Source organism: Curtobacterium sp. MMLR14_010 (assembly GCF_001865015.1).
Lineage (GTDB): Bacteria > Actinomycetota > Actinomycetes > Actinomycetales > Microbacteriaceae > Curtobacterium.
Genome location: NZ_MJGV01000101.1, coordinates 25971 through 47580, shown reverse-complemented (window position 1 = coordinate 47580; position 21610 = coordinate 25971). Strand labels below are relative to the sequence as shown.

Here is a 21610-nt window from a genome sequence, read left to right as displayed (position 1 = left end):
CCGGACCCTACGCGCCCGTGCGAGCGGCGGTGCAGGAGGCGCACTCGCCGAAGATGTCGACGACGTGGCTGGCGTTCGTGAAGCCGTGCTCGGCCGCCACGCGCTGCGCCCACTGCTCGACCGGGTCCGCCTGGATCTCGACGGTCCTGCCGCAGTTCCGGCAGATCAGGTGGTGGTGGTGCTTGTCCGTGGTGCACGCGCGGTACAGCGACTCACCGTCCTGCTGCAACGAGTCGGCGTCGCCGTCGGTCGCCAGGTCGGCCAGCGCCCGGTAGACGGTGGCGAGCCCGATGGTGGAGCCGCCCTCACGCAGGTGGGCGTGCAGCGCCTGGGCACTGACGAAGCCCTCTGACCCGTCGAGCGCGCCGCGCACCGCTTCGCGCTGCCACGTGTTGCGCTTCGGCTTCGGCGTCACGCCGGGGTTCTGGACGGCGTTCATGCGCGGACCTCCTGTGGTGCATCAGTACCGGTCTGGAGGCTCGGGGCCCCCTGGTCGTGCTCGTCGCGGACCGCGACCCGGTCACGTCCGCGGCGTTCCTTGCGTGCGCCGACGATGCGGCACACGACCCAGATGGCGAACGAGATCGACGTCACGTACGGACTGATCGGCAGCCCGCCCCCGAGTGCCAGCAGGATGCCACCGACGACCGACACGACCGCGAACAGCATCGACAGCAGCGGGACCAGCAGCGGGTGCACGGTCAGGCGCAGGGCCGCGGCGGCGGGCGTCACGAGCAACGAGAGCACGAGGAGCGCGCCGACGATCTGCACGGAGACGGCCGTGGCCAGGCCGAGGGTCAGCATGAACACGAGGGCCAGCGTCCGGACCGGGACCCCGGCGGCCGCGGCCACGTCGGGGTCGACGGACGCGAACATCAGCGGGCGCCAGATGACGATGAGCGTGACGACGACGATCGCGCTGACGACGATCAGGAACGTCAGCTGCGGGTTGTCGACCGAGACGATCTGCCCGGTGAGCAGCCCGAACTTGTTCGCCGCGCGCCCCTTGTAGAGCGCCAGGCAGAGGATGCCGAGACCGAGGCCGAACGGCATCAGCACGGCGATGATCGAGTTGCGGTCCCGGGCCCGCGAGCCGAGCAGGCCGATCAGCAGCGCCGCGACCACCGACCCGACGAGTGACCCCGTCACGACGTTGACTCCGAGCAGCAGGGACGCGCTCGCGCCCGCGAAGGACAGCTCGCTGATGCCGTGCACCGCGAACGGCATGTTCCGCGCGACGACGAACGGACCGATCAGCCCGCCGACGATGCCGAGCACCGCGCCCGCGAGGATCGAGTTCTGCACGAGCACGAGGAGCTCGCCGTAGTCCTGGAACGAGAAGACCGTCGACCAGACGTCCATCAGATCCGCCCCTCGTCCGGTACCGCGGCGTTCGGGTCGACGTCGTGGTGGTGGTGTTCGCCGGTGTGGTCGTGGGTGTCGTTCGCGCCGACGATCACGATGCGCCCCATGGTCCGGACGACGTCGACGGGCGTGCCGTACAGGTCCGAGAGCACGTCGGCGCGCAGGACCTCGTCGGGCGACCCGATGCGGAACCGACCGCCCGCGATGTAGAGGACCCGGTCGACCACGTCGAGGATCGGGTTCACGTCGTGCGTGACGAAGAGCACGGCCGCGCCCTGCTGTCGACGCTGCCGGTCGATGAGCTCGGTGACGCCGCGCTGGTGCCGGAGGTCGAGGGAGATGAGCGGCTCGTCGCACAGCAGCAGTGCCGGGTCAGCGGCGATGGCCTGCCCGACGCGGGTGCGCTGCTGTTCGCCGCCGGAGAGCTCGGACACGGGGGCGTCCGCGAACGCCGTCGCACCCACCTCGTCCACGATGCGGTCGATGCGCTCGCGCTCGGCCTTCCGCTCGGGCCGCACGCCCCAGCGGTGTCCGGTCACGCCCTGGGCGATCATGTCCCGCGCGCGGAGCGGCGTGCCGGACTCCATCAGGCGCTGCTGCGGGATGTACCCGATGCGCCGGTGCCCGCGCCGGACGGGCTGCCCGAGGAACGCCATCGAACCGCTGGTCAGCCGCTGCTGCCCGAGGACCGTGCGCAGCAGCGAGGTCTTGCCGGCACCGTTCGGCCCGAGCACGGCGAGGAACTCCCCCGGCGCGACGTCGAGGTCGAGTCCGCTCCACAGCTTCCGCGTGCCGTACGAGAGCCCTGCGTCCCGGAGCGCGAGCACGGCGGAGCCGCCACTGCGCTCGGCAGTGGCGGCTCGCGTCGGTTCCTGGACCGTCGTCACTTCGTCAGTGCCGCCTGCACCGCGTCGATGTTCGCCTGCTGCCACGAGACGTAATCCTCCCCCTTCGGGAGCGTCTCCGTGACACCGACCACCGGGACGTCGGCGTCCTTGGCTGCCTTCTCGACCTGTTCGGTCTCCGGGCTGGAGGTCTGCTCGTTGTAGGCGAGCAGCTTCGCCTCCCCGCCCGAGAACAGCTTGATGGTGTCGTTGAGCGCGGCCGGCGGGACGTCGTCGCCCTCCTCGATCGCCTCGGAGAAGTCCGGCGGGGTGACGTTGTCCAGCCCCATCGCGTCGAACAGGTACCCGGGCACCGGCTCCGTGTAGGCCACCTTCTCCCCGTCGACCGTCTTCTCCACGGCGGCCGTCTGCGACTCGAGGTCCTGCAGCTTCGTGGTGAGCGCGTCAGCGTTCTCCGTGAAGGTGGCCTCGTCCGCGCTGTCGAGCTCGCCGAGGCGCTTCGCGACGTCCGCCACGAGCTTCACCATCGTCGGGTAGCTGTAGAACACGTGCTCGTTGAACTCCGCGGAGCCACCCGAGTCGAGCCCGGAGAGCTCCACCACGTTGATGGTGTCGGCCGTCGTGTTCGACGACTTCGCCAGCGTGGTCATGAAGTCGTCGTACCCGCCGCCGTTCTCGATGAGCAGGTCGGCCTTGGACACGGCGAGCTGGGTCTTGGCGCTCGACTCGAACGAGTGCGGGTCCTGCGACGGGTCGTTCAGGATGCTCGTGACCTGCACGTGGTCACCGCCGATCGACTCGACGATCGAGCCGTACACGTTGGTGGAGGCGACGACCCGGACGGTGCCGTCGTCGGACGCGTCCGAGGAGGCGGAGGACGTCGCGCACCCGGTCAGGGCGAGCGCAGCGGCGCCGGCGACGAGCGGCAGGGCGAGGAGGCGGGAGTGCATGGTGACGACGCTAGCGCTTGGTGAGAACGATTGTCAAAACCGATACCGCTGGGCTGACGCATCCACGACTACGGTGATGGAACTCCGACGGCAGGACCGGGCAGTACCCATCGTGACCACCACACACCCACCGCCCGACGGCCCGGCCGAACTCGGCGCGCTGTTCGACCAGCACGGCCGACGGATCCTGCTCTACCTCGCCCGTCGCACCGACCTGCAGACCGCCGAGGACGTCCTCGGCGAGACCTTCGTCATCGCCCTCACCCGGTGGGACGCCCGCGACCCGGACCGCGGTGACCCGCTGCCGTGGCTGTTCGGGATCGCCACGAACCTGCTCCGCCGTCACTGGCGCTCGGAGGCCCGCGCCCGCCGTGCCCTGGCGCGAGCAGCCGAACCCGACCTGGTCGACGACGACCCGAGCGACCGTGTCGACCGCGAGCGTGCCGTCCGCGCCGTCGTGCGGGAGCTCGACCGGATGCGCCCGGCCGTCCGCGACACCGTCCTCCTGCACGCCTGGGCCGAGCTCACCTACGAGCAGATCGCCGCCGCCACGGGCGTGCCCGTCGGTACCGTCCGCTCCCGACTCAATCGGGCCCGCGTCGCCCTCCGCGCCACGCCGGACCTGCCGACCACCCTGAACGGAGAACTCCGTGCCTGACTTCACCGCCCTCCGCGCCGTCCGCTCCGAGGTGGACGACCTGCCACCCGCCGTCGTCGACGCAGCCCTGCACCGCGCCAGGGCCCGGATGTCCGCTGCCCCCGTCGCACCCGTGCGCCGTCGACGACGACCGGTCCTGCTCGCGTCCGCCGCGGTCGTCGCCGTCGGCGCGCTGGCGGGCGCAGTCGTCGGAGTCGCGCACCTGGCCGTCCCGGAGTCCGCGGCAGCCGCGACCCTGCACGACGCCGCACGTGCGGCAGCCGCCGTCGACAGCGCGTCCCCCACGGCGTACACCCGTGTGACGGTGACGGAACTGGCGCTCGGGTACGCCACGAGCGACGGCGAGCACTACGACGAGGGGTACCTCGCGCCGACCACGACCGTCACCTGGGTGCCGCGATCCGTCGCCGGGCAGTGGGTCCGCGAGTCCTGGTCGGACGCCGCCACCGAGTTCTACGGCGGGGCTGCGGCCCGGGAGGCGGCCCGGTCGGACTTCGCGACCAGCGCCCACCGGGACGACCCCGCACGCCAACGCGCCCTCGCGGGAGCGTTCACGAACGGGGAGCTCGGGGGAACAGCACCGGGCACCCTGACCGCGGTCGACATCCCAGGACTCCCCCGGGACCCGGCTGCACTCGTCCGACGGATCGAGGACGCCCCCAGGCCGACGGGTGCCAGTGACGAGGAGCACGTCTTCGACACGGTGAGCACGTTCCTGCGGACCGGCATCGTCCCCGCGGACCTGCGCGCCACGATGTTCGAGGTGCTCGCTGACCTGCCCGGCATCGTCGTCACCGAGGAGCAGACCTCGCTCGACGGTCGACGCGGCACCGCCATCGGCCTGTCGGAGGAGGGTGACGACCTGCGGCAGGAGGTCATCATCGACCGATCGGGTGGCGAGTACCTCGGTGAGCGGACCCTGCAGACCCGACGCACCGGCAGGATCCCTGCCGGGACCGTGGTCGACTCCGCGTCGGTGGTGACCACCCGGGTGGGCAGCGTTCCCGAGAACTGACCGATCGGCGGATGGTGCCGGACGACGGACGGGAGGCTCGGTGCCAGCTGGCACCGAGCCTCCCGTCCGTCGAGGGGTCGCGTCGCGACTACGCCTTGGTGGCCGCCTCGATGGTGTTCTCGGCGATGGTGTCCTCCTCGCGCCCGGGGGTGCGGAGGTTCCACTTCTTGATCACGAAACTGAACAGGAAGTAGTAGACGACCGCGTAGCCGAGGCCGATCGGGATGAGCCAGATCGCACCGTCCGCCTTGCCGAAGTTCAGGACGTAGTCGATCGCACCGGCAGAGAACGAGAACCCGTCGCGGATGCCGAGCGCGTTCACCAGCGCCAGGGACGTGCCCGTCAGGAGCGCGTGGATGACGTAGAGCGGGAACGCCACGAACATGAACGAGTACTCGAGCGGCTCGGTGATCCCGGTGACGAACGAGGTCAGCGCGGCCGAGAGCATGATGCCGCCGACGAGCTTGCGGTTGTGCGGCTTGGCGTTGCGCCAGATCGCCAGGGCGCCAGCGGGGAGCGCGAACATCATGATCGGGAAGAAGCCGGTCTGGAAGATGCCCGCGGTCGGGTCGCCGGCGAGGAAGCGCTGGATGTCACCGTGGTAGGTCACGCCACCCGTGCTGAAGCTGCCGAGCTGGAACCACGGGAAGAAGTTGAGCAGCTGGTGCAGCCCGATCGGGATGAGCATGCGGTTGACGAACCCGAAGATGCCACCACCGATGACGGCGTTGTCCGCGACGGCCTGGCCGGCCGCGGTCAGCGCGATGTCGAAGTAGCGGTACACGAAGGACATGAGCACGGCGATGACCAGCGCCGCGGCGGCCGTGAGGATCGGGACGAGACGACGACCCGAGAAGAACCCGAGGAAGTCGGGCATCTTCGTGCGGTGGAACTTCTGCCACAGCACCGCCGAGACGAGGCCCATCACGATGCCGCCGAGGACACCGAAGTTGATCGTGGCCTGGCCGCCGTTCGAGTCCTTCACGCCGGCGAGGACGATCGGCGACATGGCCGCGAACACCTGGTACATGACCATGTAGCCGACGACCGCTGCGAGGGCCGTGGTGCCGTCCGACTTCTTCGCCCACCCGATCGCGATGCCGACGGCGAAGAGCAGGGGCAGCCAGGTGAAGACACCGTTGCCGGCCGCGGCGATGATCGTCGCGCCCTGGGCGAAGCCCGGGATCGCGCCGAGCATGTCCGACTGGCCGAGGCGGAGCAGGATGCCAGCGGCGGGCATGACCGCGATCGGGAGCAGCAGGCTCCGACCGAGTCGCTGCGCATTCGCGAAGACCCTGCTCTGCTTCTTCGGCGTCTTCTTCTCCGGCGCATCCGTGGTTGCAGCAGTGCTCATCGGAGGTCCTCTCGTCATCGGGTGGAACTGGTCGGGGTGAGTTGAGTCGTGCAGCCGGCGCCGGTACTCTCAGCAGTGTCGCGAGGTCCGGTCCTGTCCGGTCATGACCAGTACGTAGTGTCGACGACCTGTGTACTGCCTGTCAACCTGATCGCGAAGCCGTAACCAGGAGGAAACAGATGGCCGACATCAAGGCAGCCGACATCATCGCCGCACTCGGCGGAGCCGACAACATCGAAGAGGTCGAGGGCTGCATCACGCGCCTCCGCGTCGAGGTGGAGGACGGCGACCTCGTCGACAAGGACGCCCTCAAGACCGCCGGCGCGCAGGCCGTCGTCGGCGGCGGCACCGGCTGGCAGGTCATCGTCGGCCCGATCGCCGACAACCTCGCGCAGGACATCCAGGACGAGCTGTGACGGCTGTCCGCACCCCGTTCGCCGGCCCGGTCGTCGCACTCGCTGACGTGCCGGACCCGGTGTTCGCCGGACAGCTCGTCGGTGCCGGGGTCGCAGTCGACCCGACGGGCGTCGAGGGCACGGTCACCGCGGTGGCACCGGTCGACGGCACCATCGTGAAGCTGCACCCGCACGCGTTCGCGATGCAGGGCTCGGCGGGCACGGACCTGCTCGTGCACGTGGGCATCGACACCGTGAAGATGGCCGGTGAGGGCTTCGAGCTGCTGGTCGCCGAGGGCGCCACCGTCGCCGCCGGGGACCCCGTCGTCCGCTTCACACCCGCCACGATCACCGCTGCCGGCTACTCGCCGGTGTGCCCGGTCGTCGTGCTCGGCTCCGCGCCGGACTCCGTCGCGCAGGACGCCGTCGGCAGCACCGTCACCGAGGGCGCCACGCTCTTCACGGTCTAGCGGCCGCGGGCGGCCGGCCGGGCGTCGGGCGGTCGTCCGTGCGTCCGGCCGGTCCGGCCGTCCGGCCGTCCGGCGAAAGCGACATCGTACGTCCGTCTGCGCGGCGCTTCTGCCCCGCCGGTGTGGCTCGATGCGGGCGCATGCGCGCCGGGCGACAGGCTCGGTACGGAAGCGACGCGCGTCTGCACCGGCGGTGTCGCTCCATACGGGCGCACGGACAAGCGCGGTCGGCAGCGCGGACAGCGCGGCCCCGCCACCCCGGCGTCAGGCGACCTGGGTCGCCGTGACCTCCATCTGCACGCGGTAGCGGTCGGACCGGTACCACGAGCGGGCATGTTCGACGGGGCGGTCCCCCGCGTAGGACACCCGGTCGAACTCCAGCACGGGGGCGCCCGTCTTCGTCCCGAGCAGGGTCGCGACGTCGTCCGCCGCGGGCTTGGCGGCCACGGTCTGCTGCGCCCGGTCGATGGGCAGCCCGTACTCGTTCGCGACGATCGAGTACACCGACCCGGACAGGTCGTGCTCGAGCAGCCCGGGGAACGCGTCCGCCGCGAGCCAGGCGTCGTCGATGGACACCGGGGCGCCGTCGGCCATGCGCAGGCGCTTCAGGTGGTACGCCGTGTCGTGCTCCCCCAGCCGCAGGGCCGCGGCGGTGTCGCTCGGTGGGACCCGTTCCTCGCGGATGAGCACCACGGTGGTCGGGACGTGCCCCATCGCCCGCATCTCCTCGGTGAACGAGGCCAGGTGCAGCGTCGACTGGACCGGACGGTGCGCGACGAAGGTGCCCTTGCCGCGGACCCGTTCGAGGTAGCCCTCGTTGACGAGCTGCCCGAGGGCCTCGCGCACGGTGATCCGCGAGACGCCGTACTCGGCGATGAGCTGCCGTTCCGAGGGGATGGCCGCACCGGGTGCCAGGCGGACGGTCGCGAGCTCGAGCAGGATGCGCCGGAGCTGCTGGTGCTTCGGCTCGGCACCCTCGGTGATGCGGGTCGTCATCGGCTCCTCGTGCTCCATCGCGGTGGTTCGGTGACTGGTCATGGGCGGACATGACCAGTTGCCCTCAGACTACCGAGTCACCCTCCGTGCGTCGATGCCGCACCCCGGAGTTCATCCGTCCGGCCGATGCCCGACGGCGGACGCTCCGCTTCGATGGACGCATGACCGCGATCCGACTCGGCACCGTGGGGGCAGTGGTCCTCGTGACGACGCTCCTGCTGACGGTCGCGCACGGGGACGCCTGCTGGGTCGCCGCGCTCCTGCTCGTGTTCAGCAGCGTGGTCGCCGCCGTGCTCGTCGGCCACGCACGGACCGGCGGCCGGACGGACTGACCGATCAGGCGTTCGCGACGAGCCAGGCGTCCTGTTCTGCTGACAGCGCACGGTCGGACCACACCTGGCGCTCGACGCCCGCGGGGGTCGGGGCAGCGGTGGTGCCCTGCCACACGAGTGAGAGCCCGGCGCGCGCGAGCACCCGGGCCGACGCGGGGTTGTTCGTCAGGACCCGGCCCGTGACGGGGACGCCAGGGGCCGTGTCGCCGGCGGCCGTGACGGCTGCCCGGGCGATCTCGGTCGCGTAGCCCCGACCCCAGGACTCGGGGGCGAGCCGGTAGCCGAGGTTCCAGACACCGCCGGCGGTCATGTCCACCCCGCCGACACCGACGACGTCGCCCGTGTCGATCGACCGCGCGGTCCAGGACCCGAGCCCGTGCCGCGCCCGACCGCCGATCTTGCGCTGGACGAGGTCCTGCGTCATCGCTCGGCTGGTGTGCCGTCCGGCGGGAAGGTGGGTCCACGTGCGTGCGTCCGAGAACACCGCGTGCACGGCGTCGACATCGGACGGCGCGACCGGCGTGAGCACCAGGCGACCCGTTCGGATCTCCTGCGGGGGCATCAGGAGCTGGTGGACCATGTCATGATCATCGCCCCGACCGCCGACATCCGCGTGAACACCACGCGGACGATCGCCGACGACCTCCGACCTGGCAATCCCGTCAACACCGGCCCGCTCGCACCGGGCATGGTGGTCGGCATGCGCTCCACGACGACGCCCGGGCTCCTCCTCGCCGCGACACTGGCCCTGGCGGTGACCGGCTGCACCGCGGGTCCGACCGGGTCCACCGCCTCGCCGTCACCCGACCGGCCGTCGTCGAGCGCAGCCCCCACCGACACGACGGCCCCGACGCCGGCGCCGTCCGCGGGACCCACGAGCACGGCGCCGACGGACACGGCACCCACCCCGACCTGCGGGCCCACCGACGGCGCCACGGTGGTCGGAGCGGCCGTCGCACGCCTCGCGGCCCCGACCGAGCTGCCCGATGCGCGGTGGGACGCCTCGGCCGCAGACGTCAGCGGCTTCGACGCGTGCGCCGCGCTGTCCTGGGCCGTCGTCCCCCTCGCCGAGGGCACGGCCAGCTCGCCGTACGCCGTGCTGCTCTTCCACCAGGGCACGTACCTCGGGACCGCCACGAAGGTCCAGTACCCGTTCGAGCCGCAGGTCGCGCGCTCCTCGGACGCCGCGATAAACGTCACCTACCGGTACGCGACCGCGACGGACCCGAACGCGGCCCCGAGCGGCACGACGCGGGCGACGTACACGTGGGACACCGCCGCGCAACGGGTGGTCCTCACCGGTGACGTGCCCCCGACCCCGTAGGACGCCGCCGACGCGCGCGCGGACACCACGCGGTGTTTCCCACACCGCGCGCGATGGGGAGCGCTTCCGCGCGTTGCGGGTCGGAAGGAACGACCCCCTACGCGCGAAACGACTTGCTGCGCACGAAAGGACCCGCGTGACGGCCCGCCTCGACCGACGAACGCTAGTCGAGCAGGAGCGCGGGCTCCTCGATGACCGAGGCCACGTCGTGCACGAACCGCGACGCCACGTCGCCGTCCACCACGCGGTGGTCGAACGAGGCACCGATCGTGGTCACCATGCGCGACCGGACCTCGCCGTCGACGACCCACGGCTTCGGCTTGATCGTGCCCATGGCGACGATCGCGACCTGCCCCGGGTTGAGGATCGGCGTGCCGGTGTCCATCCCGAAGACGCCGATGTTCGTGACGGTGATCGTGCCGTCAGCCATCTGCGCCGGGCTGGTCTTGCCGTCACGGGCGGTGATGGTCATCTCCTCGAGGGCCTTGGCCAGCTCGAGCAGCGACATGTCCTGCGCGTCCTTGATGTTCGGCACGATCAGCCCGCGCGGGGTCGCCGCCGCGATGCCGAGGTTGACGAAGTGGTGCACGATGATCTCGCGGTCGGTCCACGACGAGTTCACCGAGCGGTTGCGGCGCACGGCCCAGATCACGGCCTTCGCCATGATGAGCAGCGGCGAGACCTTGATGCCGGCGAACGTCGGCGACGCCTTGAGCCGCTTGACGAACTCCATCGTGCGGGTGGCGTCGACGTCGACGAACAGCGACACGTGCGGCGCCGTGAAGGCCGACGTGGTCATCGCCGTCGCGATGGCCTTGCGCACGCCCTTGACCGGGATGGTCTCCTGGCGGACGTCGCCCCACTCGGGCGTCTCGATGTTGCGGAAGACGCTGGCCTGCTGGGCGTGCCGGATGACGTCGTCGCGGGTGACCTCACCGGACAGGCCGGTCGGCACCACGATCGCGAGGTCCACGTCGAGGTCCTTCGCGAGCTTCCGGATCGGCGGCTTGGCCATGACGGCGGGCATCGACGGACGCGCGGGACGCTGTCCCTGCGCGGCGACGGCGTCGGCGGTGGTCGCCTCGCCCTCGTCGGTCACGACCAGGTCCGTCTCCCGACTGGAGGCTCGGTTCGCCTGGGCAGCAGCGGCTGCGGCCCGGCGGGCGCCGGGCTTGCGACGCGAGGGGGCGCTGGTCGCGGAGCCGTAGCCGACCAGCACGGCGCCGGAGGACTCGTCGGTGCCGACGACGGACGCGCCCTCGGCAGCGGGGAGCGAGGCGGGCATGCGGGACGCGGTCGGCGCGGGGGTGGCGGCGGGCGCGGGCGTCGGTGCGGCGGCGCGGGCGGGCGTCGCCGCTGCCGGAGCGGGAACGGTCACGCGGGCGGGGACCGCGACGGGCGGGGCGGAGGCGACCGGGGCACTGGGCGCGACCACGGGCGAGACGGGGGCGGCGTCGGCGACGGGGGCCGGGCCTCCCGGCTGCTCGGTGGTGGCGGCGACGGACGCGCCGGACTCCACCCGGATGATCGGGCGGCCGACCTCGACGGTGTCGCCCTCGGCCACCAGCAGACCGGTCACCGTGCCCGCGAACGGGGACGGCAGCTCGACGAGGGACTTGGCGGTCTCGATCTCCACGAGGACCTGGTCGACGGCGACGTCGTCACCGATCGCGACGCGCCACTGGACGATCTCGGCCTCGTTGAGGCCTTCACCCACGTCGGGGAGGGGGAATTCGGCGACGGCCACGTCGGCTCCTTCGGCGGTCGGTCGTGCGGTGGAGAGGTGGTCCGGACGGACCGGGTCAGTAGGCGAGCGCGCGGTCCACGGCCTCGAGGACGCGGTCGGCGTCCGGGAGGTGGTGGTGCTCGAGCTTCGACTGCGGGAACGGGATGTCGAACCCGGACACCCGCAGCGGCGGTGCCTGCAGCGTGTAGAAGGCGCGCTCGGCGACCGTCGCGGCGATCTCGCTGCCGACGCTGACGAACTCGCTCGCTTCTTGTGCGACGACCAGGCGGCCGGTCTTGCGCACCGAGGCGAGCAGCGGCTCCCAGTCGATCGGCGAGATCGAGCGGAGGTCGACGACCTCGCAGCTGGTGCCTTCGGCCTCGGCGATGTCGGCGGCTTGCATCAGGGTCGCGACCATGGCGCCGTGGCCGACGAGGGTGACCTCGGTGCCGGTGCGGGCGACGCGGGTGGTGTGCATCGGCACGTGGCCGTCGACCATGTCGACCTGGCCCTTCGGCCAGTAGCGCGACTTCGGCTCCATGAAGATGACCGGGTCGTTCGACGAGATCGCCTCTTGGATCATCCAGTAGGCGTCGTTCGGCGTGCTCGGGCTGACCACGCGGAGACCGGGGGTGTGCGCGAAGTAGGCCTCCGGGCTCTCCTGGTGGTGCTCGATCGCACCGATGTGCCCGCCGTAGGGGATGCGGATCACGATCGGCAGCGACATGTGCGCCGGCAGCCGGTTCGCCATCTTCGCGAGCTGCGAGGTGATCTGGTTGAACGCGGGCCAGACGAAGCCGTCGAACTGGATCTCGATCACGGGGCGGTAGCCGCGCAGGGCCATGCCGATCGCGGTGCCCACGATGCCCGACTCGGCGAGCGGGGTGTCCCGCACGCGCTCGGCGCCGAAGCGCTCCTGCAGGCCCTCGGTGATGCGGAAGACACCGCCCAGCCGGCCGATGTCCTCGCCCATGAGCAGGACCTTGTCGTCGGCGGCCATCGCCGCGGCGAGCCCGGCGTTCAGTGCCTTGGCCATCGGGATGGTGGGGGTGGGGTCCGTCGGGGCCTCACCGGCGCCGGGGTGCGACCGGAGCGTGTAGTCGACGAGCTGTTCGGTGGTGCTCATGCGGTGGCTCCTGCGTCCTGGGCGGACTCGTAGTCGTGCAGCCAGGCGCGCTGCTCGTCGATGCGCGGGTGCTGCTCGCGGTAGACGTTGTCGAACATGGCGTCCATCGGGGGTGCCTGCAGTGCCGACGTCTTCGTGCGGATGTCGGCGGCGATCTGCTCGCCCTCGGCCTCGAACTCGGCGAACTGGGCGTCGGTGGCGCCGCGGCTGCGGAGGTAGGCCTCGGACCGGGTGATCGGGTCACGGGCCACCCAGCCGGCGAGCTCGTCGTCGCCGCGGTACCGGGTGGGGTCGTCGGAGCTCGTGTGGGCGCCGATGCGGTAGGTCTCGGCCTCGATGAACGCCGGGCCCTGGCCGCTGCGGGCGTGCTCGGTCGCGACCGCGCTCACCGCGTACGAGGCGAGGACGTCGTTGCCGTCGACCTTGACGCTCGGGATGCCGAAGCCGCGCGGGCGGTCGACGAGCGGGGTCGGCGACTGGACCGACACCGGCACCGAGATCGCCCAGTGGTTGTTCTGCAGGAAGAAGACGACGGGCGCCTTGTGGGACGCGGCGAAGACGTAGGCCTCGTTCACGTCGCCCTGGCTCGTGGCACCGTCGCCGAAGTACACGATCGAGCACTCGTCGACGTCCGGGTCACCGGTGCCGACGACGCCGTCGAGCGCCTGCCCGATGGCGTAGCCCGTGGCGTGCAGGGTCTGCGCACCGATGACGAGCGTGTAGACGTGCGTGTTGCCGCGGGCGTCCGGGTCCCAGTTGCCGTGGGCCTGGCCGCGGAAGAGCGAGATGATCTCCATCGGCTCGACCCCGCGCTGCAGCACCACGGCGTGCTCGCGGTAGGAGGGGAAGAGGTGGTCCTGGGGGCGGAGCGCGAAGGCCGAACCGACCTGGGCGGCCTCTTGTCCGTGGCTCGGCGCCCACAGGCCGAGCTGACCGGTGCGCTGCAGGTTGCCGGCAGCGTGGTCGAAGCGTCGGGTGAGCACCATCTGGCGGTGCATGGCGAGCAGCGTCTCGTCGGGGAGGGCCGTTGCGATCGCCGCGAACTCGGCGTTCTCGTCGGTCTCCACGAACCGGCCCTCGGTGTCGAGGAGCCGGACGATGGTCGTCGCGGGGGCCGCGGCGTGGAAGGACATGCGGGTCAGCGTAGCGGCCGTGCGAGGCCGGGCGTTGTGAGTCCCCCGACAAGTGAACGGGCCGTTTCGAGGAGCTTCCCGACAGCCTCGTGCTCGCCGATCGAGATGCGGAGCCCCTCGTTCCCGAAGGCGCGGACGATGATGCCCGCGTGCTCGAACTGCTCCGTGGCGTGGGCGGTGTGGTCCCCGGTCGGCAGCCACACGAAGTTGCCCTGGGCGTCCGGCACGTCCCAGCCCTGCGTGCGGAGCTCGGAGACGATGCGGTCGCGCCGTTCGGTCAGGTGCACGACGCGTTCCAGCAGCTCGGACTCGCGCTCGAGACTGGCCAGCGCGGCCGCCTGCCCCTGCGCGGTGACGGACAAGGGGATCGCGCACGCGCGCACGGCGTCGAGGACGTATGCCGGTCCGAGCGCGTACCCGACGCGCAGACCGGCCAGGCCGTACGCCTTCGAGAAGGTCCGGAGGACGACGAGGTTCTGGTACCGCTCCAGCAGCGGGACACCGCGCACGGCGTCGGGGTCGGTGACGAACTCGGCGTAGGCCTCGTCGAGCACCACCAGGACGGTCGCCGGCACCCGCGCCATGAAGGCGTCGAACTCGGCCGCGGTGACGATCGGGCCCGTGGGGTTGTTCGGGGTGCACACGATGACCATGCGGGTGCGCTCGGAGACGGCTGCGGCCATGGCGTCGAGGTCGTGCCCGCCGTCGGCCCGGTTCGGCACCTGCACGCTCGTGGCACCCGCGACGGTGACGACGCCGGGGTAGGCCTCGAAGGACCGCCAGGCGTACACGATCTCGTCGCCCGGGCCCGAGGTCGCCTTCGCGAGCTCGTGCAGGATTGCGACGCTGCCGGGTGCGACGTGGACCTCGTCCACGGTGACGCCGAACCGGTTCGCGAGGACGGCACGGAGCGCGAGCGCCGAGGCGTCCGGGTAGCGGTTGAACGCGGTCTGGGCCTGCACGGCCTCGACGACGCCGGGCAGCGGCGGGAACGGGTTCTCGTTGCTGGACAGCTTGAAGGCGTCGACGGCCGCCTGGCGTCCCTGCTTGTAGGCGGGGAGCACCGCGATCTCGGGACGGATGTGCACGGGCTGATCGGTCACGACCTCAGCCTACCGAGCGGCCACCAGGCATCATGGACGCATGCGATTCCTCGTCCGCCTCGTCATCAACGCCGTCGCGCTCTGGCTCACCACGCTCATCGTCAGCGGCGTCACCGTCACGCCCTTCGGCGAGGGCGGCACCGTCGAGACCGTGCTGACCTTCCTGCTCGTCGCCTTCGTCTTCGGTCTGGTCAACGCCGTCATCGGCACGCTCATCCGGATCGTGGCCTTCCCGATCTACATCCTGACCCTCGGGCTCATCTCCTTCGTGGTGAACGCGATCCTGCTGCTCATCGTCGCCGGGATCTCGACGAGCATCGGCTTCGGGCTCGAGGTCGAGTCGTTCGGCTGGGGCATCGTCGGCGCCTTCGTGCTCGCCGTCTTCGCCTGGCTCATCGGCCTGGTCGCCCGCCCGGTGCTGAGCCGCCCCCGCGCTTGACGGGCGCGGGGCGGGACGCCGTGCGCCATGATGAGCACATGACCACGGACGCCGGCGCCCCGTCGCCCTTCCGCGTCTCGTTCGTCTGCAGCGGCAACATCTGCCGGTCCCCGATGGCGGAGATCGTGTTCGCCCGGATCGTCGAGGACGCCGGTCTGAGCGACCGCGTCCAGGTGCAGTCCGCCGGCACCGGCGACTGGCACGTCGGCGAACCGGCGGACGAGCGGACGATCGCAGCACTCGCGGCGCGCGGATACGATGGCAGCAGGCATCGCGCCCGTCAGTTCGACCCGGACCGGTTCCCGGACCTCGACCTGGTGGTCGCACTCGACCGATCCCACGAGCGCATCCTGCGGTCGTGGGCACCGACCATGGACGACGCCGCCAAGGTGACACTCCTGCTGCGGTACGACGACTCCTGGCCGGAACAGGCCGACGTGCCGGACCCGTACTACGCGGACCGGCACGAGTTCGACCGGGTCCTGTCCACGGTCGAACGGGCCTGCCGCGCACTCTTCCACCAGATCGAACCGGCCGTCCGCCAGGGAGCACCATGACCCCCCTTCCCCCGCAGCCGATCAGCCCCCTCGACGGGCGGTACTACCCGGTCGTGCACACGGTGGGTGAGCACCTCTCCGAGGCGGGCCTCAACCGCGCGCGCGTCTCCGTCGAGGTCGAGTGGTTGATCTTCCTCACCGACCACGCGATGTTCACCACGTCGCCGCTCAGCGTCGACGACAAGGCCGCCCTCCGCGCCGTCGTCACCGACTTCGGGCAGGCGGAGATCGCCGAACTCGCCGAGATCGAGGCCACGACCCGGCACGACGTCAAGGCGGTCGAGTACTTCGTGCGCCGTCGCCTGTCGGAGCTCGGCCTGGACGCCATCGCCGAGCTGACGCACTTCGCGTGCACGAGCGAGGACGTCAACAACCTCTCCTACGCACTCACGATCAAGGACGCCGTCGCCCAGGTCTGGCTGCCGGGCTTCCGCGCCGTGATCGCGCGCCTGCGGGACCTGGCGCTCGAGCTGCGGTCCGTCCCCATGCTGTCCCACACGCACGGGCAGCCGGCGACCCCGACCACGCTCGGCAAGGAGCTCGCGGTGGTCGTGTACCGCCTCGAGCGCGTGTTGGCGCAGGTCGAGGGCGGCGAGTACCTCGGCAAGTTCTCCGGCGCGACGGGCACCTTCTCGGCGCACCTCGCCGCCGACCCCGAGGCCGACTGGCCCACGCTGTCGCGGGAGTTCGTCGAGGGCCTCGGCCTGACGTGGAACCCGCTCACGACGCAGATCGAGTCGCACGACTGGCAGGCGGAGCTCTACGACCGCGTCCGGCACGCCAACCGCATCCTGCACAACCTGGCGACCGACGTGTGGACCTACATCTCGATGGGGTACTTCACGCAGATCCCGGTCGCCGGTGCCACCGGGTCGTCGACGATGCCGCACAAGATCAACCCGATCCGCTTCGAGAACGCCGAGGCGAACCTCGAGATCTCGTCCGCCCTGTTCTCCACGCTCTCCGAGACGCTCGTCACGAGCCGCCTGCAGCGCGACCTGACCGACTCGACCACGCAGCGCAACGTCGGCGTCGCGTTCGGGCACTCGCTGCTCGCGCTCGACAACCTGCGGCGCGGGCTCAGCGAGATCGCGGCGAACCACGAGCGCCTGGCCGCCGACCTCGACGGCAACTGGGAGGTGCTCGGCGAGGCGATCCAGACGGTCATCCGCGCCGAGGTCACCGCCGGGCAGTCCGACATCGAGGACCCGTACGCGATGCTCAAGGAGCTCACCCGGGGCAAGCGCGTCAGTCAGCAGGACCTCGTCGCGTTCGTCAACGGCCTGGACATCTCGGACGGCGCGAAGGCCCGGCTGACGAACCTGACGCCCGGGACCTACACGGGTCTGGCGGACGAGCTGGTCGACCACCTCGAGGTCTGAGCAGACCACCAGCAGCAGGAAGCCCGGCGGGATCCCCCGCCGGGCTTCCCGCGTTCCGGGACGGTCCTGGCGCGTCGGCTGAGCGGACTGCTAGGTTCAGTCCTGCTGAGCACCGCTCAGGACGGGGGCGTCGCAGGAGATGCGTCCGTGCTCTCCCACCGGATGGATCCCCACACGTGCTTCGTTCCCGCATCGCCGCGGCCGCCGTCGGCGCCACCGTGCTCGGCCTCAGTGCCGCGCTCGTCCCCACCGTCTCGACCGCAGCGTCGGACTCCGCTCCCACCACCGCGACGCCGATCGTCGGCTGGGCTGACGGGGCAGACGACTTCACCGCCCTCGACGCCGAGGCCGAGAACCCGGTGATCCCGGCCGGCTGGTCCTGGTTCGGCATCGAGGGGGACCAGCTCGACACCGCCACCTCGCTCGACCAGGTCGCCTCCTTCGGCACCGACGGGATCAGCGCGAAGGACGACTCGGCCGTGTACCTGGTCCGTGGACTGACGAAGACCGTCACCCCGGACGCGCTCCCCGCCGTCATCGCCGACGCCTCCGCCAACGCGGGTGAGAGCACCGTCGTCGGGCTGCTGCTGGCATCCGAGGACGAGCCGACGACCGTCACCAACACCGCCTTCGCCGTGTCCGGGCTCGACGGCGCCGACACCACGTGGGCCTACGAGGACTCCGGCGAGGAGTCGACCGACGCGTTCGCCGCCGACCTCGCGGACAACGACGAGGTCGTGTTCGGCTACCTCGTGAGCCTCGTCGGGTCCGACTTCGCCACCGGCATCGAGGACCCGTCCACCGACGAGCCCACGACCCCGCCGACCGAGGAGCCGACCCCGGCCCCGACGGCCGAGCCCACCGCTGAGCCCACCGCGACGCCGACCGCCGCACCCACTGCGACGCCCACTGCGACGCCCACCGCGACTCCGACGGCCGCGCCCACGACGCCGACCACCGAGCCCGCCCCGACCGTGACGCCCGCGCCCACGGCCACCCCGAGCGCGCCGTCGTTCCTGCAGCGCGTGCTCCCGTCCGAGCGCGTCGGCACCGCTGCCTCGTCCCTGGAGGTCGCCGGCTCCGCAGCAACCGTGACCCCGTCCGAGGCCGGCATCGCGAGCCTCGCGGTGGACGACACCACGACGTACTTCACGCCGCGTCCGACCGCCTCCGCTGAGCTCGAGTCGGGTACGTCCGCCACGATCACCGCCGCCACCACGGTCGGCATCCGCGTCCTGGGCCACGGCTTCGCACCGTTCGAGACCGTCAAGACCTCCATCGCACAGGGCGATCGTGGCATCTTCATCCCCGGCAGCACCTCCGTCGCGGACCAGGACGGCAACGTGGTCATCACGGTCATCGTCCCCGCCGCCTTCCCCCTCACGCCCAGCGACTACCTGCTGAGCCTGGTCGGTGAGTCCTCCGCGCAGACCGGCGACTTCGCCCTGACCCTCACCGCCGACCCGGCCGTCGCGCCGGTCGCGACGCCGGTCTCCGGTCGGGCCACCTTCACGGGCTGACCTTGCGGCTCATCCCGACCGACCCACGGCGGCGTGCGACCCTGGTCGCCGCCGCCGTGGCGGTCGTGTGCGCCGGTGCCGTCGCCGTCGTGGTGACGAGCACGATGGCCCCGACACCCACCCCCAGCACGACGGCGATCGCGGCCCCAAGCCCGACGCCGACCCGCACACCGTCCACTGCGCCTTCGACAGCACCGGACGCGGTCGACGCCCCCGCGAACACGACGATCGCCGCCGTCCGCGGGGCCGACGTCGCCGTGAGCGCCGAACCCCGCGGTGCCGCGACCACCACGCTCGAGAACCCGCAGGCCTCCGGTGCGCCGCTGGTGTTCCGCGTGGTCGACCAGCGCGACGGCTGGGTGCAGGTGCAGCTCGCACAGCGCCCGAACGGCAGCACCGGCTGGGTGCCCGACTCCGCCGTGAGCCTGTCGACGACGCCGTACGCGATCGTCGTCACCGAGTCCGACAACACGCTCGACCTGTACCGCGGCGGCGAGGTCGTCGACAGCTACCCCGTCGCGACCGGGACTGGCGGCACGCCCACGCCGACCGGCCGGTTCGCGCTCACCGAGTTGCTGGCGCCCACGAACAGCGGTTACGGCCCGTACGCGTACGGCACGACGGCGTTCTCCGACGTGCTGAACTCCTTCGGCGGCGGCCCCGGTCAGATCGGGCTGCACGGCACCGAGGACGCCTCGAGCGTCGGCCGGGCAGCGTCCCACGGCTGCATCCGGATGCACAACGACGACATCACGACCCTCGCGAAGACCCTGCCGCTCGGCACGCCGTTCCAGGTGCGCTGACCCGCGCACCCCGAGGTCCGTGGGCAGCGCGTTCCTTCCCACATCGCTCGGCATGGGAGGCGGGAACGCGCGTTGCGAGTCGGTTTCCTCGACCCGCTACGCGCGTTCAGACCTGCCACGCGGGAGGCGACTTGCCGCGCGCGATCCGACCTGGCAGGCGCGGGAACGCACAGCCTGGAGGCTCGGGGCGGCCCCGGCGCGGACGTCACCAGCTCAGGTGGTGACGTCCAGGGCGGTGGCGACCAGGGCCTCCAGGACGGTGCGGACCACGGGACGGACCGCACGGTCCGGTCGGACGAGCGCCTCGATGCGGCGGCCGGCGCGGACGTCCGCGAGCTCTGCGAGGTGGAAGCGCCCCGGCGCCCGCGTGCGCGACGTGTACCGGGGGACGAGCGCGATCCCGTGGCCCGCGGCCACCAGGTTCTCGATGACGGGCAGGTGGATCGTGCGGAACGCGACCGACGGCGGGGTGTCCCTGGCAGCGGCCATCGCGGTCAGCACGCGGTCGATCGGGTAGTCGCGCGGCACGCCGATCCACGTCTCGTCGACCACGTCGTCGATGCCGACACGGGCCCGGTCCGCGAGCCGGTGTCCCTCGGGCAGGGCGACGTCGAGCGGTTCCCGGAGCAGGGCGACGGTCTCGAGGGTCTGCCGGTGCGGCGGGGACGAGCCGTCCGGGCGGTGCCCCACCACCACGTCGTGGTCAGCGGTGAGCGGGGCGAAGCCGTCCTCGCTGACGTCGACGTCGGAGAGCACCAGGTCGATCGCGGGGTGCTCCCGCATCCGGTCGAGCAGACCCGGCAGCAGCAGCTCGGCGGCGGACGGGAAGATCGCCAGGTCGACGACGCCGGACGCGCCCCCGAGGTGCTCCTGCCACGCGGCGTCGACCGTGGCGACGGCGGTGGCCACCACGCCGGCCAGCCCCGCGAGCACCTGCCCGTGCTCGGTGAGCCGGACCCCGCGGCCGACGCGTTCGACGAGCGGGACGCCGACCTGGCGCTGGAGGGTCTGCAGCTGCTGCGACACCGCGCTCGGGGTCCGGTGGGTGGCCGCGGCGACGGCCGTGACGGACCCGCGCTCGTCGAGCTCGCGGAGGACGGGGAGCAGCGTGACGTCGAAGCCGACCATGCAGGGACCCTACAACGTCGGTGTCGAAGTGTTCGCTGGTGCTACTGTCCGGGCTGCGGGAGCATCGGAGGGTGCTGCTCCGTGACCGCCTCCTCGCCCTGACCGTCGCCGTGGTCTGGGGCCTGAACTTCCCGGCGACGGCCATCGCGCTCGAGCACTGGCCGCCGTTCCTGCTCGCCGCCGTGCGCTTCACGCTGCTGGCGGTCCCGACGCTGCTGTTCGTGCCGCGGCCGCCGATCCCGTTCCGGATGCTCGTGCTCGTCGGGGCGACGCTCGGGGTGCTGCAGTTCGCGTTCCTCTACCTCAGCATGGCGTCGGGGATGCCGTCCGGGCTGGCGTCGCTCGTGTTGCAGGCCTCGGCGCCGTTCACCGTCGTGCTCGCGGGGGTCTTCCTGCGCGAACGGCTGACCCGGCGGCAGGTCGTCGGCGTCACGATCGCGGTCCTGGCCCTCGCGGCGATCGCCGTGCACCGGTCGCAGACGGCCGCGCTGCTGCCCGTCGTGCTGGCGCTCTGCGGGGCGCTCGGATGGGCGATCGGGAACGTGGCGACGCGGAAGGCCGGCGCCCCGAACGGGCTGCACCTGACGCTGTGGTGGTCGGTGGTGCCGCCGATCCCGATGGCCGTGCTGTCGTTCGTCGTCGAGGGGCCGGCGCGGATGGGGCAGGCGCTCGGGACGGCCTTCACGCTCGAGGCGCTGCCGGCCGACCTCGGACTGCTCTACATCGTGCTCGTGGCGTCGCTCGTCGGGTACGGGCTCTGGACGCGGCTCATGTCGCGCTACCCGTCGAGCACCGTCGCGCCGTTCTCGATGCTCGTCCCCGTGGTCGGGGTGCTGGCGTCGTGGCTGGCGTTCGGCGAGGTGCCCGACCTGGTCGAGGTCGTGGCGGGCGTGGTCGTCGTCGGCGGGGTGCTGTGGGCGTCGAGGACGCCGCGGCTGGCGGTGCCGGCCTCGTCCCGTTCGTCCGGCTCATCGAGGGAGCAGGAATCG

At 71.7% G+C, this 21610-nt stretch carries 24 protein-coding genes; 12 read left to right on the top strand and 12 right to left on the bottom strand.

What is annotated here, in order from left to right:
- Nucleotides 1-7: 7 nt before the first annotated feature.
- The 4 genes from BIU98_RS17745 to BIU98_RS17730 are packed head-to-tail and all read right to left on the bottom strand — an operon-like array spanning nucleotide 8 to nucleotide 3160.
- Nucleotides 8-439: a Fur family transcriptional regulator gene (locus BIU98_RS17745; protein WP_071279549.1), complete on the bottom strand. Its 432-nt coding sequence runs from the start codon at nucleotides 437-439 to the stop codon at nucleotides 8-10.
- A complete protein-coding gene (locus BIU98_RS17740; protein WP_083393381.1) occupies nucleotides 436-1362 on the bottom strand; it encodes a metal ABC transporter permease in 927 nt (308 codons plus the stop codon). The genes BIU98_RS17745 and BIU98_RS17740 overlap by 4 nt, the downstream gene beginning before the upstream one ends.
- Entirely contained in the window at nucleotides 1362-2252 is an 891-nt protein-coding gene (locus BIU98_RS17735; RefSeq protein ID WP_071279546.1) for a metal ABC transporter ATP-binding protein, read from the bottom strand. Before BIU98_RS17735 ends, BIU98_RS17740 begins: the two co-directional genes overlap by 1 nt.
- Entirely contained in the window at nucleotides 2249-3160 is a 912-nt protein-coding gene (locus BIU98_RS17730; RefSeq protein ID WP_071279543.1) for a metal ABC transporter solute-binding protein, Zn/Mn family, read from the bottom strand. The genes BIU98_RS17735 and BIU98_RS17730 overlap by 4 nt, the downstream gene beginning before the upstream one ends.
- A gap of 112 nt (nucleotides 3161-3272) precedes the next feature.
- Between BIU98_RS17730 and BIU98_RS17725 the strand changes: the two genes are divergently transcribed.
- Together BIU98_RS17725 and BIU98_RS17720 are read left to right on the top strand one after the other, a co-directional pair.
- On the top strand, nucleotides 3273-3818 hold the full coding sequence (locus tag BIU98_RS17725; protein WP_175481416.1) for an RNA polymerase sigma factor: 546 nt from the start codon (nucleotides 3273-3275) through the stop codon (nucleotides 3816-3818).
- A complete protein-coding gene (locus BIU98_RS17720; protein ID WP_071279540.1) occupies nucleotides 3811-4833 on the top strand; it encodes a CU044_5270 family protein in 1023 nt (340 codons plus the stop codon). Before BIU98_RS17725 ends, BIU98_RS17720 begins: the two co-directional genes overlap by 8 nt.
- Before the next feature lie 88 nt (nucleotides 4834-4921).
- Here the strand turns inward: BIU98_RS17720 and BIU98_RS17715 are convergent, their stop codons facing one another.
- Nucleotides 4922-6187 carry a PTS transporter subunit EIIC gene (locus tag BIU98_RS17715; RefSeq protein WP_071279537.1) on the bottom strand — a complete coding sequence of 422 codons (1266 nt, stop codon included), beginning with the start codon at nucleotides 6185-6187 and terminating at the stop codon, nucleotides 4922-4924.
- A gap of 179 nt (nucleotides 6188-6366) precedes the next feature.
- On the opposite strand from BIU98_RS17715, the gene BIU98_RS17710 reads away from it, so the two are divergent.
- Both BIU98_RS17710 and BIU98_RS17705 read left to right on the top strand, forming a co-directional pair.
- Entirely contained in the window at nucleotides 6367-6603 is a 237-nt protein-coding gene (locus BIU98_RS17710) for a PTS transporter subunit EIIB (RefSeq protein WP_071279534.1), read from the top strand.
- Nucleotides 6600-7052: a PTS glucose transporter subunit IIA gene (locus tag BIU98_RS17705; protein ID WP_071279531.1), complete on the top strand. Its 453-nt coding sequence runs from the start codon at nucleotides 6600-6602 to the stop codon at nucleotides 7050-7052. The genes BIU98_RS17710 and BIU98_RS17705 overlap by 4 nt, the downstream gene beginning before the upstream one ends.
- A 264-nt stretch (nucleotides 7053-7316) precedes the next feature.
- On the opposite strand, the gene BIU98_RS17700 is transcribed toward BIU98_RS17705, so the two are convergent.
- Nucleotides 7317-8090 (bottom strand): GntR family transcriptional regulator, encoded by a 774-nt coding sequence (locus BIU98_RS17700; RefSeq protein WP_228504449.1) that lies wholly within the window; start codon nucleotides 8088-8090, stop codon nucleotides 7317-7319.
- A gap of 119 nt (nucleotides 8091-8209) precedes the next feature.
- Here BIU98_RS17700 and BIU98_RS19640 point away from each other — a divergent pair, with 119 nt between their 5' ends.
- On the top strand, nucleotides 8210-8380 hold the full coding sequence (locus BIU98_RS19640) for a hypothetical protein (RefSeq protein ID WP_175481415.1): 171 nt from the start codon (nucleotides 8210-8212) through the stop codon (nucleotides 8378-8380).
- 4 nt (nucleotides 8381-8384) lie between these two features.
- Here the strand turns inward: BIU98_RS19640 and BIU98_RS17695 are convergent, their stop codons facing one another.
- Nucleotides 8385-8960, bottom strand: a complete 576-nt coding sequence (locus tag BIU98_RS17695; protein ID WP_083393377.1) for a GNAT family N-acetyltransferase — start codon at nucleotides 8958-8960, stop codon at nucleotides 8385-8387.
- A gap of 3 nt (nucleotides 8961-8963) precedes the next feature.
- On the opposite strand from BIU98_RS17695, the gene BIU98_RS17690 reads away from it, so the two are divergent.
- Nucleotides 8964-9704 (top strand): LppP/LprE family lipoprotein, encoded by a 741-nt coding sequence (locus tag BIU98_RS17690; RefSeq protein WP_071279528.1) that lies wholly within the window; start codon nucleotides 8964-8966, stop codon nucleotides 9702-9704.
- Nucleotides 9705-9867: 163 nt separating this feature from the next.
- On the opposite strand, the gene BIU98_RS17685 is transcribed toward BIU98_RS17690, so the two are convergent.
- The 4 genes from BIU98_RS17685 to BIU98_RS17670 all read right to left on the bottom strand — a co-directional run bounded on the left by BIU98_RS17685 (nucleotide 9868) and on the right by BIU98_RS17670 (nucleotide 14792).
- The gene (locus BIU98_RS17685) at nucleotides 9868-11451 is read right to left on the bottom strand and encodes a dihydrolipoamide acetyltransferase family protein (RefSeq protein WP_071279526.1); all 1584 of its coding nucleotides are present in this window, start codon (nucleotides 11449-11451) and stop codon (nucleotides 9868-9870) included.
- Nucleotides 11452-11506: 55 nt separating this feature from the next.
- Nucleotides 11507-12466 (bottom strand): alpha-ketoacid dehydrogenase subunit beta, encoded by a 960-nt coding sequence (locus tag BIU98_RS17680; protein ID WP_071279746.1) that lies wholly within the window; start codon nucleotides 12464-12466, stop codon nucleotides 11507-11509.
- Nucleotides 12467-12552: 86 nt separating this feature from the next.
- Entirely contained in the window at nucleotides 12553-13689 is a 1137-nt protein-coding gene (locus BIU98_RS17675) for a thiamine pyrophosphate-dependent dehydrogenase E1 component subunit alpha (RefSeq protein ID WP_071279522.1), read from the bottom strand.
- Between the two features lie 5 nt (nucleotides 13690-13694).
- Nucleotides 13695-14792 (bottom strand): histidinol-phosphate transaminase, encoded by a 1098-nt coding sequence (locus BIU98_RS17670; RefSeq protein ID WP_071279519.1) that lies wholly within the window; start codon nucleotides 14790-14792, stop codon nucleotides 13695-13697.
- A 40-nt stretch (nucleotides 14793-14832) separates the two neighbouring features.
- Here BIU98_RS17670 and BIU98_RS17665 point away from each other — a divergent pair, with 40 nt between their 5' ends.
- The 5 genes from BIU98_RS17665 (at nucleotide 14833) to BIU98_RS17645 (ending at nucleotide 19493) form a co-directional block, all read left to right on the top strand.
- Nucleotides 14833-15231: a phage holin family protein gene (locus BIU98_RS17665; protein ID WP_071279515.1), complete on the top strand. Its 399-nt coding sequence runs from the start codon at nucleotides 14833-14835 to the stop codon at nucleotides 15229-15231.
- Nucleotides 15232-15269: 38 nt separating this feature from the next.
- On the top strand, nucleotides 15270-15788 hold the full coding sequence (locus BIU98_RS17660; RefSeq protein WP_071279512.1) for a low molecular weight protein-tyrosine-phosphatase: 519 nt from the start codon (nucleotides 15270-15272) through the stop codon (nucleotides 15786-15788).
- The gene (purB, locus tag BIU98_RS17655) at nucleotides 15785-17170 is read left to right on the top strand and encodes an adenylosuccinate lyase (protein WP_071279510.1); all 1386 of its coding nucleotides are present in this window, start codon (nucleotides 15785-15787) and stop codon (nucleotides 17168-17170) included. The genes BIU98_RS17660 and purB overlap by 4 nt, the downstream gene beginning before the upstream one ends.
- Before the next feature lie 176 nt (nucleotides 17171-17346).
- Nucleotides 17347-18690, top strand: a complete 1344-nt coding sequence (locus BIU98_RS19635; protein WP_071279508.1) for a hypothetical protein — start codon at nucleotides 17347-17349, stop codon at nucleotides 18688-18690.
- Between the two features lie 2 nt (nucleotides 18691-18692).
- Nucleotides 18693-19493 (top strand): L,D-transpeptidase family protein, encoded by an 801-nt coding sequence (locus tag BIU98_RS17645; RefSeq protein ID WP_254788016.1) that lies wholly within the window; start codon nucleotides 18693-18695, stop codon nucleotides 19491-19493.
- A gap of 213 nt (nucleotides 19494-19706) precedes the next feature.
- On the opposite strand, the gene BIU98_RS17640 is transcribed toward BIU98_RS17645, so the two are convergent.
- Nucleotides 19707-20621 (bottom strand): LysR family transcriptional regulator, encoded by a 915-nt coding sequence (locus tag BIU98_RS17640; RefSeq protein WP_071279506.1) that lies wholly within the window; start codon nucleotides 20619-20621, stop codon nucleotides 19707-19709.
- A 71-nt stretch (nucleotides 20622-20692) separates the two neighbouring features.
- On the opposite strand from BIU98_RS17640, the gene BIU98_RS17635 reads away from it, so the two are divergent.
- The coding region (locus tag BIU98_RS17635) for an EamA family transporter (RefSeq protein WP_083393376.1) at nucleotides 20693-21610 on the top strand (918 nt) is incomplete at its 3' end.

Bases quoted from the DNA above. Each gene is read 5' to 3' on its own strand.
- BIU98_RS17730 (WP_071279543.1), bottom strand. From the start codon at position 3,160: ATGCACTCCCGCCTCCTCGCCCTGCCGCTCGTCGCCGGCGCCGCTGCG.
- BIU98_RS17660 (WP_071279512.1), top strand. From the start codon at position 15,270: ATGACCACGGACGCCGGCGCCCCGTCGCCCTTCCGCGTCTCGTTCGTC.
- BIU98_RS17710 (WP_071279534.1), top strand. From the start codon at position 6,367: ATGGCCGACATCAAGGCAGCCGACATCATCGCCGCACTCGGCGGAGCC.
- BIU98_RS17640 (WP_071279506.1), bottom strand. From the start codon at position 20,621: ATGGTCGGCTTCGACGTCACGCTGCTCCCCGTCCTCCGCGAGCTCGAC.
- BIU98_RS17715 (WP_071279537.1), bottom strand. From the start codon at position 6,187: ATGAGCACTGCTGCAACCACGGATGCGCCGGAGAAGAAGACGCCGAAG.
- purB (WP_071279510.1), top strand. From the start codon at position 15,785: ATGACCCCCCTTCCCCCGCAGCCGATCAGCCCCCTCGACGGGCGGTAC.
- BIU98_RS17700 (WP_228504449.1), bottom strand. From the start codon at position 8,090: ATGACCAGTCACCGAACCACCGCGATGGAGCACGAGGAGCCGATGACG.
- BIU98_RS19640 (WP_175481415.1), top strand. From the start codon at position 8,210: ATGACCGCGATCCGACTCGGCACCGTGGGGGCAGTGGTCCTCGTGACG.
- BIU98_RS17665 (WP_071279515.1), top strand. From the start codon at position 14,833: ATGCGATTCCTCGTCCGCCTCGTCATCAACGCCGTCGCGCTCTGGCTC.
- BIU98_RS17740 (WP_083393381.1), bottom strand. From the start codon at position 1,362: ATGGACGTCTGGTCGACGGTCTTCTCGTTCCAGGACTACGGCGAGCTC.
- BIU98_RS17680 (WP_071279746.1), bottom strand. From the start codon at position 12,466: ATGGCCAAGGCACTGAACGCCGGGCTCGCCGCGGCGATGGCCGCCGAC.
- BIU98_RS17675 (WP_071279522.1), bottom strand. From the start codon at position 13,689: ATGTCCTTCCACGCCGCGGCCCCCGCGACGACCATCGTCCGGCTCCTC.
- BIU98_RS17695 (WP_083393377.1), bottom strand. From the start codon at position 8,960: ATGGTCCACCAGCTCCTGATGCCCCCGCAGGAGATCCGAACGGGTCGC.
- BIU98_RS17745 (WP_071279549.1), bottom strand. From the start codon at position 439: ATGAACGCCGTCCAGAACCCCGGCGTGACGCCGAAGCCGAAGCGCAAC.
- BIU98_RS17690 (WP_071279528.1), top strand. From the start codon at position 8,964: ATGATCATCGCCCCGACCGCCGACATCCGCGTGAACACCACGCGGACG.